Below are 11,842 nucleotides of genomic sequence, written 5' to 3'. Positions count from 1 at the left end.
AAAGCTTCATAAGAAGGGGCCCAGCCCCTTTGACCCCTCTTTTGTTGCTCCCTCCCCCTTCCCCCTCCGCTGAGGGGAACCATAGGACTTCGCCCTCTGGACTCCCTTCTTCGTGCTGACACAATTGTTCGCGGTTGGCGGGTGGGTTCGAACGTGGCACGCTTTTGTCCTCGCGGACAAAGCTTCAGTGGGTTTTGAAGTTAGCAGCACTAAGTAATAAGCCTGTCTACGATAGGCCATGGGTCGCTTCACCGGACGTTTTTCCTTAACCTGACAGCTTGCCCTCCGCTTAGGAGAACCTAAGGACTTCGCCCAGTTTATGCTTCCGAAGCACGTTTTCCGTTGGAAAACGTTTAGGTCACCCGGAAGGGGTGTGACTTGCTGCGCGGCCGCCTTCGATGTGTTATTCCGAGGGGTGCCCGCTAGTCCTTTGGTCTGGCTGTTATTCTGGCTTACTCGTTACGTGTTGCCTAGGTGGTATCCTGAGGGGGGGGGGAGTATGCTTGATGCGGCTCCGTGCTGACCTTCGCTTTCGTCCGCCGCGGACGCGCTTCACTTGTTCCGCAAGTCTTCATTCATCAAGCGAAACGGCTGGCGCCGTCTTTTGCGACGCGGACGTCTCATCGCAAAAAACCGCGGCTGCAAGGGGCAGCCGCGGTTTGATGACGCGCTATCGAGACGATTCTAGTACACGAGCTTCAGCCGGACCAGCTTGTCGTTGATGGTCGTCCGCGCGAACGATTCGTACGTGTAGCTATACCGCGTTACGCCCGTCTGGGCCGAGACCGCCTTCTTCATATCGGAGGCGAGACTCGCGCCGCGGGTATAACGGAACACCACGGACGTCTCTCCCTGCTCGATCGCCGCGGCGATTTTATCCTTCAGCGCCTGCAAGGTCGTCACCGTGTAGTCTTCATCCAAATAGGCAAAGCCCATGTCCGTGTAAAGCTTGTCGTAGAACGCGGCGCGGCTTGCGTCGGTCGCGGCCAGTGTGCTCAAGGTGGCATCATACGCCGTTACCGCCTTCGGATAGTTCGCGGCCTTCCAGCTGTGGTCCGCGCGCAGCTGCGCATCGGTGACATTGTAATAGTTGTATACGACGCGTCCCTTCACGTCCGGCACAGGATCGTCCCAGGTCGTATCCATGTGGTACCACTGACCGCCGAGCTGAACCAAGTTCCACGCATGGGATTGGCCGCGTGAACTTCCCTCCACGATGCGCACCGGGATGCCCGCCTGCTTCATCGTTTCGTAGGTGAGCAATGCGTAGCCTTGGCAGACGGTTCTGCCCTTGCTCAGTCCGTCGAACGCCGAATGGGAGACCAGCGTTGTATCATAAGCGAGCGTCGTCACGATCCAATCGTGTATCGCCTTCGCTTTCTGATGATCGTTCATGCCATCTGTTAGAATCTCGCCCAGCGCCTGCGCGACCTTCTGCTGCACCTGCTTCGTCTGGGCTAGCGTCTCCCAGTAGGTGAACTTCACGGTTATTTTGGCGCTCGTGCCAGTAATGATGGCCGAGGTCGCGTAGCTTTTCACAATATAGTGCAAATAATCGTCCGATGCCAGCGCCAGCTCGATCGCCCGGTTCAAATCGTTCTTGAGCGCGGTTCTCGTCCCTGTATAAGAAAGGGTGACGGTGCTTGCCCGGCTCTCGATCGCCTCGATGAGCGTCTGGCTCATCTTGTCCTGCACGGCCGATACTTGCGATGCAGCCGCCTCGGCAGGCCGAACCGGCCCGAGCACAGTCGCCGCAGGCAGAGCGCCAAGCAGCATTGCTGCCGCCAACACCCCTTTGACCAACTTCATCTGCCGTTCCTCCTTGTGTGTATGTCGTACGGTGTCTCTCTCATTCTAGCACTTATCGGCGGATTTGGTAGCATCGGCCCGCTGCCAATTATTCGTCGAACCCGGCGTGCGGCGCGCGGCCCCACGGAGGGCGTCAACCCTCGTGCCGCGGCTTGCCCGCGCCTATCGTCTATCCATACGCGACGACCGCCGGACTAGTACTGTTTTCTCCGAAAATTCACCGAATTGACGAATATCTCACCCGATCCAAAATTTCAGACGCGAGGTCAGGGAATTGTTTCCATCCGATAAGCACTTATGATAAAATGATCCCGCTTCCGGGTAAGAGGACATGCAATAGCGCACCCGCGGTTCGATCAATCTGATGGATGAAGGAGCGTGCGAGACGATGAAGTATCGCAAGTTAGGTAAGAAGGGACCGGAAATTTCGGTCATCGGCTTCGGTTCTTGGGCTATCGGCGGCGGCGGCTGGGCCAGCGCCTGGGGCGAGCAGGACGACGCGCTGTCGAGCGAAAGCGTGCGCGCCGCTCTTGATGCGGGCGTCACGTTCTACGACACGGCTGCCGTCTACGGCCTTGGCCATTCCGAGGAGGTACTCGGCAGGGCGCTCGGCATCGACCGCGCCAACGTGGTGGTTGCGACCAAATGCGGTCTCGTATGGGACGAAGCCGGCGCGATTACGCGCAGCGGCGCCTATGCGTCGATACTCCAGGAAGCGGAAGCCTCGCTTCGCCGGCTGGGCACCGACTACATCGACCTGTATCAGATGCACTGGCCGGCGGAAGACGCGCCGCAGGAAGAGACGATGCGCGCGCTCGAGAAACTCGTGCAGGACGGCAAGATCCGCTACATCGGCGTCTCCAACTACAACGTCGAGCAGCTGGAGCATTCGCTCGCGGTCGCCCATGTTGACTCGCTCCAGCCGCCCTATTCGATTCTTCGTCCCGCGGTGGAAGCCCAGCTGCTGCCGTTCTGCCAGCAGAACGGCATTGGCGTTGTGGCTTATAGCCCGCTCACGTCCGGGCTGCTCTCGGGAAACTACACGTACGACACCACCTTCAGCGACGACGACTGGCGATCCCGCAACAAAGCCCATACGGGCGAGGGACTCCGGCAGAACGTCGACAAAGCTCATCGGCTGAAAACGATCGCGGAGCGGCTCGGCCTGACGCTGCCGCAGCTTGCGGTCGCCTACGTGCTTGCCCATCCGGCGCTGACGAGCGCGATCGTCGGCGTCCGCAAGCCATCGCATATTACGGGCGTGCTGCCCGCCGCGGACGTCACGCTGGACGACGCCACGCTCGTCGAAATTCGCGGCATCGCGGCACAATAGTCGTTGGTCGCTTCATAAGCAATCGCGGCATAAGCAGTTCGAGGACGCACGTTAGGCGTCAGGACGGCCAGCATGCCACAAAGAACCGCCGGGGACGTTACGCGCCCCGGCGGTTCTATTTCATTCGCGCGGACTTGGCTTGACGGCAATTCCGCTTATATCGACGCATCGATTGCTGCTGCCAAGCTTAGTCCCCCGCGTCCGCGCGCAAGATCGACCCTAGCCTCATCGAGCATTCGTTTGCTCAAGCTAGCTGTCTCGCATCGCGTTCGCCATCTCCTGCAGCTTCAGCATCGTGCGCCAGTTGCGCGTCGTGACTGTATTGCGCAGCTTGACCAAATTGTCCGCCAGCTTCGATTCCGACATGCGCTGCCGAAGCAGCAGGTAGAGCTCGCGCCCGATGACCCGGTATTCGTCTTGCTCGTTACCGGGATCGAGCTTGCGCGCGATCTCCTCGGGACCCGGCGCGTCGTCCGCGAGCAGCGACACCTGGATGCTCTCCGCTTCGCCGAGCGCCGACGCCTCGTACGGACAATCGCGAATAATCGCATCCCACTCCTCGGCCGTTCGGATCATGACCCGAACGCGAAAGCCGAACCGGCTCTCGATCGCGTCCTCGATGCGAAGCGCCAGCGCCGGCGCTTCCTCCGCTTCCGCCTCGAAGACGACGTTGCCGCTCTGGATGTACGTCTGCGCACGGCCGTGTCCCATCCCTTGGAACATCAGACGAAGCTCGGCCATCGGTATTTTGTTGTGGCCGCTGACGTTAATGCCGCGCAGCAGCGCGATATACACCTGCATAGGGAACCCTCGTTTCCTTTTTGCACCAGTATACCATGTCCGGCCAAACGCAGCAGCCTATCCGCCCGCGATGGTTCCGCGGCTCCCGCCGCCTTCAACAGGCGTTAGCTCTCCCGTGAAGACGGCTATCGACCCTGCGGTATATCATCGGTTCAATTCAACCAGGTCGTCTTCGCGCCAGCATCCGTCCGCTTCGTCTCCGGCGTCTCCTCCGCCGGGTAGCCGACGAACAGCGTGCCGATGACTTGGCGCCCTTCCGGCGCGCCGAGCAGGTCGTGCATGCCGCCGTCGTGCACGAGACCGATGCCGCGCGTGCGCCAGACAAGACCGAGCCCAAGCTCCGAAGCGGCCAGCCACATACCGTGGATCGCGCAAGCCGCGGCGTATTCGTTATCGCGCGTTGCCGCAGGGTCGCCTTCCACGATATCGGCGGTGACCGCAATGACGACCGGCGTCCCGAGCAGGGCTTTCATCGATTCCTCCACGAGCTTCGGCTTCGTTGGAAACCGTGCCTGCAAGTAGGCGGCAGCCGCTTCCTCGTAACGACGCTTTGATTCGCCCCGCAGGACGTAGAAATGCCACGGCTCGCGCAGCCGGTCGTTGGGCGCCCACACGGCCGCCTCCAGCAGCGCGCGAATTCGCGCTTCTTCCACTTCGGCCGGCAGCAGCTGCCTCACCGCCCGCCGCTTGCGCAGCGCGGTTGTAATGGACATGAGGGATTCCTCCTCCGTTTATGATTGTACGCTATCTAGCGCAATTCGCCGCCGATTCTCCCGCTCCGCTTCGCACAAATCGAGCCAGCTGCCGACAAGCGCGGGGTTCGAGGCGAAATGCAAATGCGCGTAACCCGCCACAAGATTCCCGGTCGCCATGCCTTCCGGCTTGACGCCGCGCATGCCTTTGGACATGTAGGCGGGCGCTGGCGCAGCCGGCTGCCCGCCCGCTTCGGATTCGACCTCCGCTTGGGCAACAGGCGGTTCGTACACCGAGTAATGAAACTCATGCCCCTTCGCCAGTCCGCCCTCGCCGAGCAGCGCGTTGCCCGCCATGCCGGTAAGCTCCCGGTAGCCGAGCGCCGCCAGCTTGCGCTGCATCCGCACCTCGCCAGGCAGCACCCCGGCCATCGGATAGCGGCGTCCTTCCGTGTCGATAATCGCTTCGGTCAAATACATGAAGCCCCCGCACTCCGCGATGATCGGCATGCCGCTCATCGCTGCCGCGCGCACCGAGGCTTGAACCTTCTCGTTCGCCGACAGCACAGAGGCGAATTGCTCCGGGAATCCGCCCCCGATATACAGACCGGCCGCATCCTGCGGCACCGGCTCCCCGGCCAGCGGCGAGAAGTACGTAAGCTCCGCCCCGTTCGCTTCGAGCAGCTCGAGATTCTCGGGGTAGTAGAAATGAAAAGCCGCGTCCTTCGCGACCGCGACGCGCACGGGTCCGCCTGCGCGCGAATGGCCAGCCGCCGCGAACAGCCGATCCTGCACGTCGATCGCCGGCGACTCCGCGATGGCGAGAATGCGATCCAAATCAAAACCCGCTTCGATCCGTGCTGCGAGCCCTTCGAACAGCCCCGACAGCTCCCCGCGCTCGATGGCCGGCACCAGTCCCAGATGACGCTCCGGCATATGCAGCTCCTCGTCGCGCTTCAAATTCCCGACTACCGGGATGCCGCATTCCTGCTCGATAGCCGCTTGCACGAGCCGGTAGTGATTGTCGCTGCCGACCTGGTTGGCGATGACGCCGGCGATCCGCGCGCGCGGCTCCAGCAGCTGGAAGCCTCGCACGACCGCGGCCGCGCTGCGCGCCATGCTGCGGCAGTTGACGACAAGGAGCACCGGCGCATCCAGCAGCAGGGCGATCTCTGCCGTGCTGCCTTCGTTCGCGAGCGGGTCGCGCCCGTCGTAGAAGCCCATGACGCCTTCGATGATCGAGACGTCCGCATCCGCGCCGCCCCGCGCGTAGATCTCGCGTACCGTGTCGGCCGGGAACATCCAGCCGTCCAGGTTGCGCGACTGCCTACCCGTGACGGCGGCATGGAACGTCGGATCAATATAGTCCGGTCCGCACTTGAAGCCCTGCACGGCCAACCCCCTGCGGGCGAACGCCGCCATCAGCCCGATCGCAGCCGTCGTCTTGCCAACGCCGCTGCCTGTCCCGGCAATGACTAGTCTTCTGTCCGTCATGGCGCCCCGCTCCCTCCCTTGGCCGGAGGAAACGGCATGATGCCGACCGATATCGTCACATTGCCGGACTTTTTCTTCACGAGCGCAAGCTCGCTCGCTCCGGTGTACCGCTTGACGGCCGGCTCGCTGACGCCGTACGCTCCCGTGAATTTGAACACCGTCTCCGACGGCGCCTCCATCGGCATCTCGTTCAGCTCCGCGGCCGTATAGACGCGAAGCGGCCAGCCGTTCCGATCGCATACGGCGAGCAGGCCCTCCTCGTCCTGCTTCAGATCGATCGTACAGACGGCTTTGACGCTCTTGCGCGACATCCGCAGCTCGTCCAGCGTCTCTGCGATGACCGCCTCGATCTCCTCGGCGGAGGTGCCCCGGTTGCAGCCGATTCCGATGGCGATCACCTTCGGCCGGTACAGCACCCCGTTGCGCAGAATCGCTTCCTCTTCCGGCGCGAGCAGCCGGTGCGTTACGACGAGCGCCGCATCCGGCTCGTCCGCCAAAGCCTCCGCGACCGTGCCATAGACATGGATCGTCGCCGGCAGCGGCGCCTCATGCGTCCACCAGTCCGGCTCGCCGGACTCCTGCACGACCGCTACTCGCTCCTCGTTCACGACTGACGCGCTGACCGGCGTCAGCTTGTCCGCCGACTCCCAGCTCCAGCCGAAACGGCGGCCGAACAGGTCGACGGCGATCGTCTTCTGCACGTCGGAGGCGGTCGTGACGACGGCGCGCGCGCCAATGGCCGCCGCCACCTCCTGCGTCAGCTCGTTCGCCCCGCCAAGATGCCCGGACAGCACGCTGATGACGTGCTCGCCTTTGTCGTCGATGACGACGATGCCCGGATCTACTTTCTTGTCCTTCAAGAGCGGCGCGATCATCCGCACGACCGCGCCGAGCGAGATGATGCAGATAATCCCTTTATACCGGGGGAACAGCGCCGGGAACAGCAGCCGCACGCTGCCTTCGAACAGCTGAATCCCCCGCGCCGCCTCGTCGCCGCGCGCGAATTTGCCCATGTAATACGTATCCGAATTGCCGAATTCGTGCTGCATGCGCCTGGCCAGCTCGACGCCGTGCTTCGTTATCGCGACGACCGCGACGTCGCCGCTTACATCGATGCGCGGCATTTGCCCTTCGGTCAGCGCAATCATTCCTTCACCCCGCGGCGGAACCGATGCGTGAATGTCTTATCGTACAACTTGGAGCGATACTGCTCCTTATGGTGGATATCCGGATCGAGCGCCCAGCCCGCGAGAATCATCGCGTGCGAGCGGATGCCATGCTCGCGCATCCGCATCTCCAGCTCGCCCACCGTCGTCCGGATAATGAGCTGGTCCGGCCAGGTCGCCCGCTGCACGACGGCCACCGGCGTATCGTCGCTCCAGCCGGCCTCGCGCAGCTCGGAGATGACCTTCCGGACGAGCGTCGCGCTCAAGAACAGCGCGATCGTCGTATGATGAGCCGCCAGGTCGCGCAGCTTCTCGAGATCCGGCACCGGCGTGCGGCCCTCGGCGCGCGTAAGAATTAGGGTCTGCGTCAATTCGGGAATCGTCAGCTCCGCCCCGAGCGCTGCCGCGGCGGCGAATACAGAGCTGACCCCCGGCACGACCTCCACGCCGATTCCTTCCTTCTTCAGCAGCGCGACCTGCTCCATAATCGCGCCGAAGACGGACGGATCGCCCGTATGGACGCGCGCGACCATTTTCCCGGCCCGTACGCGTTCAACCATGATGCCGACCATCTCGTTCAGCTCGAGTCCCGCGCTCTTAATGACCTCGGCTTCCGGCTTTGCCTTCGCGATGAGCGCCTCGCTGACGAGCGAGTCCGTGTACATGACCACGTCCGCCTCCTGCAGCAGTCGCAGCCCTTTGACGGTAATCAAGTCCGGGTCGCCCGGTCCCGCTCCGATGAGATATACTTTCATGTCCGCGTTCATTTTCGCACCACCATCAGCGTCAAATATTCCAGCTCGCGCCCTTCCAGCTCTTCGACGCGCCGCCAAATCTGCTCCTCGCCCGAAGTGACTTTGGTCAGCACGGCTGCCTTGTCTACGAGCTCCAGATCGCGCAGCACGCGCAGCATGAGATCAATCACCTTCGCCACCTTGATAAACACGACGCACGCATGCGATTCGATCGCGCGGCGCATCGTATCGTAATCGCCTGTCGCCGGCACGATCGCTACCTGCTCGTCCCCGTCCGCAAGCGGCACGCCAAGCCGCGAAGCCGAAGCGTTCACGGACGAGATGCCCGGCACGGCAACCATCTCGACCTCGGGATGGCGCTCTGCCATGAGGCGCATGAGATGAATGTAGGTGCTGTAGATCATCGGGTCGCCTTCCGTCACGAACACGACGTCCTTCCCGGCCTGCAGCCGCTCCCAGACCGCCTCCACCGTCTTCCCCCACTGAAGCGCCAGCGCTTCAGGGTCCTTCGTCATCGGGAACGTTAGGCCGAGCATATCCTTCTCCGCCGTGTTGACGTACAGCTCGACGATCGCCAGCGCGTAGCTTTTGGCCCCCATCTTCTTGCGCGGGTATGCGATCACCGGCGACTCCTTCATGAGCCGGAACGCCTTGATCGTAATCAGCTCCGGATCGCCAGGACCGACGCCGACGCCGTACAGCCGGCCGAGCTTGGCCGGCGCTTGCGCTGCCGCGCCCGAGGTTGCTCCTCCATTCATCCTTGGTCCGCCTCCTCTTCCTCTCTTCGCCACGCCGTCACGATGAATACCGGGTTGAGCGCCTCGAACCGGGTCAAATCGAGAATCGGCTTGCTGCGCGACAACTGCGCCAGCGTCATTCGCGTCTCGTATCCTTCCGCCTCGAACGCCTGCGCCGCCTCGTGCAAGTTCTCGAGCGTGACCGCATTCAATACGATGCGTCCGCCGGCTCTCAGCCTCGCGCAGCACACGGATAGCAATTCGCGCATCTCCCCGCCCGTGCCGCCAATGAAAACGGCATCGGGATCGGCGAACGTCTCCAGCCCATCTGGCGCCTTGCCGTGAACGGCCGTGATATCGGCGCGGAACTTACGCATGTTCGCCTGACAATTCGCCAGATCGCCCTCGTTCTTCTCGATGGCGTATACGGCGCCGCGGGGCGCCAGCTTCGCCGCTTCGATCGCGACCGAGCCGGTGCAGCAGCCGATATCCCAGACGATGCTGTCTTGGCGCAGCGCGAGCTCGGCCAGACTCAGCACGCGCACCTCGCGCTTCGTGATCAGCCCCTTGTCCGGCTTGCGCTGCGCGAATTCCTCATCCGGAATGCCAAGCGGCCAGTGCGTCACGACATCCCCGGCGTCCTTCTTCAGGATGACGACGTTAAGCGGGGAGAACGCATCCGCCGGCTGCTCGGCCAGCTCCGCCAGTTCGTGCCAGCTTGTTCTCTCCGTCTCGCCGCCCAAATTCTCCGCCACGAATGCCCGGTATTCCGTCATGCCGAAATCGAGCAAATACCGCGCAATCGCCCCCGGATGATTGTCCGCGTCCGTCAGCAGCGCGGCCTTCGCCTTCCCGTCAAGCTGCTGGGCCAGGCCGCGCAGGCTTCTGCCGTGCACGCTGAGCAGCTCCGCGTCCTGCCAGCTTTCGCCAAGCCGCGCGAAGGCGAGCTGCACCGAGCTGACATTCGGGTAAATCTCCGCCTTCAGCTTGCCCCCCAGATAGCCGCCGATGCCATAGAAGAGCGGATCGCCCGACGCCAGCACGACCGTGTCGCGCGTCTCCTTGGCCAGCTCGTCCGCCAGCAGCGCGAGCCCGCCTTTAATGACCCGCTTCTCCCCCTCATATTCCGGGAAAAAGTCCAGCTGCCGCTCGCCGCCGACGAGCAGCCCGCTTCCCTTGATCCAGGCCAACGCCTGCAGCGGCAGGCTGGCCTGACCCTCGTCGCCGATGCCGATGATTCTTAGCGACCTTTCCATGTTCTTCATCTCCCTTACGCTTCCCCTTGCTTCTCTACCCGTCCTAGAATGACGCCCTTCATCGACATGATGACCGTCTCCAGCACATACGAAGCTTTTGCCTCTCTCAAACCGTTCTCGCAGCAAGCGGCGCACAGCTGGCCGAAGAACGCCAGCTGGCCGCGCTCCTGCATCATGTCCCCGACCTGCGCGGCGGTATTAGCGTCCCGGATCTCCGCGACCGTCCCCGGATCGGCCCCTGCCTGCTCCGCCGCGGCCGCAAGGAAGCCGAAGTCGACCGGCGCGCTCTTCGAGTGCACCATCATGACGCCCTGGGCCACCTTCGAGAACTTGCCCATCATGCCGGAGAGCGTCACCTTCCCGACGCCCTGCCTGGCGCACATCGTCAGCGCGAAGCCGACGAAATCGCCCATCTCGACGAACGCCTCCTCCGGCAGCTCCGGATATAACCCCATCGCGACCTTCTCGCTTCGTCCGCCGGTCGACAGCACGATGTGCGTGCAGCCGCTCTTCACCGCGACGCGAATCGCCTGCGCGACGCTCGCCTTGTACGCGGCCGTCGAGAACGGGACGACGATGCCGCGCGTGCCAAGGATCGAGATCCCCCCGATGATGCCAAGCCGCCCGTTCAGCGTCTTCTTCGCGATCTCCTCGCCGTCCGGCACCGAAATGACCACGCGAACGCCGCGTTCCAGCTCGAAACTGTCCAGCGCGGACTGGACCGACTCGCGAATCATTCGGCGGGGGACGGGATTAATGGCCGCCTCCCCGATGTCGACCGGCAGACCCGGCTTCGTCACGCGGCCGACGCCGATGCCGCCGTCGATCTCGATGCCTTCCTCGTCCCGCCACCGGACCTCGGCCACGATACGCGCGCCGTGGGTCGCGTCCGGATCGTCGCCGCCGTCCTTGATCACCTCGCACGCCGCACGATCCGAATCGTATTCGCAGCCATGCATCAAGAACGTGACCTCCTGCCCGATCGGCAGCATGATCGCGGACTCCCGCTGCGGCTCTTGGAGAATAAGCGCCGTTACCGCCGCCTTGGCCGCCGCCGCCGCGCAGGAGCCCGTCGTATAGCCGTACCGCAGCGGCTTAGCCTCTTTCTCCTCCTCCATCGCCATCCGCCGCTCCTATCCGAGTCGTTCCGCCATGAGCGAGATCGCGTTAACCGCCGCGACCGCCACCGGACTGCCGCCCTTGCGCCCCAGGTTCGTGATATATGGAATGTCGAGCTTCGCCAGCTCCTCCTTCGATTCCGCAGCGGAGACGAAGCCGACCGGCACGCCGACGACGAGCCCCGGCTTCGCTTCGCCTTCCTTCACGAGCCGAATTAGCTCCAGCAGCGCCGTCGGCGCATTGCCGATCGCGTAGATGCCGCCGTCCGCCTCGCGGATCGCCTTGCGGATCGAGATGATCGCGCGCGTCGTGTTCAGCCGCTTGGCCTCCGCCATGACATCCGGATCGGAGATGTACACCTTCACTTCGCCGCCGAATTTCTCGATGCGCGGCTTGCTGATGCCGACCTGCACCATCTGCACGTCCGCGACGACCTTGCGTCCTTGCCGGATCGCCTCGATGCCAGCGCGGATCGCGTCCTTGTGGAACAGCAGGCTGCGGCCCAGCTCGAAATCAGCCGACGCGTGGATGACGCGCTGCACGACCGGATACTGTTCCTCCGTGAACGGGTGCGGTCCGAGCTCCTCGGTAATCATCTCGAAGCTTCTCTCCTCAATCTCCTGCGGCTGTACCGTCAACGGTTTAAACTCCGTCTTGAAATCCATCTCTTCGCCACGCTC

At 63.2% G+C, this 11,842-nt stretch carries 11 protein-coding genes; 1 reads left to right on the top strand and 10 read right to left on the bottom strand.

The annotated features are described in order from the left end of the window. Positions 1 to 684: 684 nt before the first annotated feature. Entirely contained in the window at positions 685 to 1,809 is a 1,125-nt protein-coding gene (locus ACFFSY_RS17020) for a transglutaminase domain-containing protein (RefSeq protein ID WP_377496134.1), read from the bottom strand. Positions 1,810 to 2,197: 388 nt separating this feature from the next. On the opposite strand from ACFFSY_RS17020, the gene ACFFSY_RS17015 reads away from it, so the two are divergent. After that, positions 2,198 to 3,142, top strand: coding sequence for an aldo/keto reductase (locus tag ACFFSY_RS17015; protein ID WP_377496132.1), 945 nt, complete (start codon positions 2,198 to 2,200; stop codon positions 3,140 to 3,142). Positions 3,143 to 3,391: 249 nt separating this feature from the next. On the opposite strand, the gene ACFFSY_RS17010 is transcribed toward ACFFSY_RS17015, so the two are convergent. From ACFFSY_RS17010 to ACFFSY_RS16970, 9 genes are all read right to left on the bottom strand, one after another. Next, positions 3,392 to 3,943 carry a DUF1697 domain-containing protein gene (locus tag ACFFSY_RS17010; RefSeq protein WP_377496130.1) on the bottom strand — a complete coding sequence of 184 codons (552 nt, stop codon included), beginning with the start codon at positions 3,941 to 3,943 and terminating at the stop codon, positions 3,392 to 3,394. Positions 3,944 to 4,095: 152 nt separating this feature from the next. Beyond that, positions 4,096 to 4,656, bottom strand: a complete 561-nt coding sequence (locus ACFFSY_RS17005; RefSeq protein WP_377496128.1) for a nitroreductase family protein — start codon at positions 4,654 to 4,656, stop codon at positions 4,096 to 4,098. Between the two features lie 18 nt (positions 4,657 to 4,674). Beyond that, positions 4,675 to 6,129, bottom strand: coding sequence for a cobyrinic acid a,c-diamide synthase CobB (locus ACFFSY_RS17000; RefSeq protein ID WP_377496126.1), 1,455 nt, complete (start codon positions 6,127 to 6,129; stop codon positions 4,675 to 4,677). After that, the gene (locus tag ACFFSY_RS16995; protein WP_377496124.1) at positions 6,126 to 7,277 is read right to left on the bottom strand and encodes a cobalt-precorrin 5A hydrolase; all 1,152 of its coding nucleotides are present in this window, start codon (positions 7,275 to 7,277) and stop codon (positions 6,126 to 6,128) included. The genes ACFFSY_RS17000 and ACFFSY_RS16995 overlap by 4 nt, the downstream gene beginning before the upstream one ends. Then, on the bottom strand, positions 7,274 to 8,050 hold the full coding sequence (cobM, locus tag ACFFSY_RS16990; protein WP_377496142.1) for a precorrin-4 C(11)-methyltransferase: 777 nt from the start codon (positions 8,048 to 8,050) through the stop codon (positions 7,274 to 7,276). The genes ACFFSY_RS16995 and cobM overlap by 4 nt, the downstream gene beginning before the upstream one ends. A gap of 8 nt (positions 8,051 to 8,058) precedes the next feature. Further along, positions 8,059 to 8,808, bottom strand: coding sequence for a precorrin-2 C(20)-methyltransferase (gene cobI / locus ACFFSY_RS16985; protein ID WP_377496121.1), 750 nt, complete (start codon positions 8,806 to 8,808; stop codon positions 8,059 to 8,061). After that, on the bottom strand, positions 8,805 to 10,043 hold the full coding sequence (gene cbiE, locus ACFFSY_RS16980) for a precorrin-6y C5,15-methyltransferase (decarboxylating) subunit CbiE (protein WP_377496119.1): 1,239 nt from the start codon (positions 10,041 to 10,043) through the stop codon (positions 8,805 to 8,807). Before cbiE ends, cobI begins: the two co-directional genes overlap by 4 nt. Positions 10,044 to 10,057: 14 nt before the next feature. Beyond that, complete coding sequence (locus ACFFSY_RS16975; RefSeq protein ID WP_377496117.1) at positions 10,058 to 11,167, bottom strand: cobalt-precorrin-5B (C(1))-methyltransferase; 1,110 nt, start codon at positions 11,165 to 11,167, stop codon at positions 10,058 to 10,060. A gap of 9 nt (positions 11,168 to 11,176) precedes the next feature. Further along, positions 11,177 to 11,827 carry a precorrin-8X methylmutase gene (locus ACFFSY_RS16970; protein ID WP_377496115.1) on the bottom strand — a complete coding sequence of 217 codons (651 nt, stop codon included), beginning with the start codon at positions 11,825 to 11,827 and terminating at the stop codon, positions 11,177 to 11,179. Between the last annotated feature and the right edge of the window lie 15 nt (positions 11,828 to 11,842).

Origin of the sequence: Paenibacillus aurantiacus, assembly GCF_042431225.1 — a bacterium.
GTDB classification, from domain to species: Bacteria; Bacillota; Bacilli; order Paenibacillales; family Paenibacillaceae; genus Paenibacillus_Z; species Paenibacillus_Z aurantiacus.
Note: the sequence above shows the minus strand (reverse complement) of the source record. Positions and strands in the feature narration are given on the sequence as shown.

What these genes read in the sequence shown, in the direction of transcription:
- ACFFSY_RS17020 (WP_377496134.1), bottom strand. Translation starts at nt 1,809, where the DNA reads ATGAAGTTGGTCAAAGGGGTGTTGGCGGCAGCAATGCTGCTTGGCGCT.
- ACFFSY_RS17015 (WP_377496132.1), top strand. Translation starts at nt 2,198, where the DNA reads ATGAAGTATCGCAAGTTAGGTAAGAAGGGACCGGAAATTTCGGTCATC.
- ACFFSY_RS17010 (WP_377496130.1), bottom strand. Translation starts at nt 3,943, where the DNA reads ATGCAGGTGTATATCGCGCTGCTGCGCGGCATTAACGTCAGCGGCCAC.
- ACFFSY_RS17005 (WP_377496128.1), bottom strand. Translation starts at nt 4,656, where the DNA reads ATGTCCATTACAACCGCGCTGCGCAAGCGGCGGGCGGTGAGGCAGCTG.
- ACFFSY_RS17000 (WP_377496126.1), bottom strand. Translation starts at nt 6,129, where the DNA reads ATGACGGACAGAAGACTAGTCATTGCCGGGACAGGCAGCGGCGTTGGC.
- ACFFSY_RS16995 (WP_377496124.1), bottom strand. Translation starts at nt 7,277, where the DNA reads ATGATTGCGCTGACCGAAGGGCAAATGCCGCGCATCGATGTAAGCGGC.
- cobM (WP_377496142.1), bottom strand. Translation starts at nt 8,050, where the DNA reads ATGAAAGTATATCTCATCGGAGCGGGACCGGGCGACCCGGACTTGATT.
- cobI (WP_377496121.1), bottom strand. Translation starts at nt 8,808, where the DNA reads ATGAATGGAGGAGCAACCTCGGGCGCGGCAGCGCAAGCGCCGGCCAAG.
- cbiE (WP_377496119.1), bottom strand. Translation starts at nt 10,043, where the DNA reads ATGGAAAGGTCGCTAAGAATCATCGGCATCGGCGACGAGGGTCAGGCC.
- ACFFSY_RS16975 (WP_377496117.1), bottom strand. Translation starts at nt 11,167, where the DNA reads ATGGCGATGGAGGAGGAGAAAGAGGCTAAGCCGCTGCGGTACGGCTAT.
- ACFFSY_RS16970 (WP_377496115.1), bottom strand. Translation starts at nt 11,827, where the DNA reads ATGGATTTCAAGACGGAGTTTAAACCGTTGACGGTACAGCCGCAGGAG.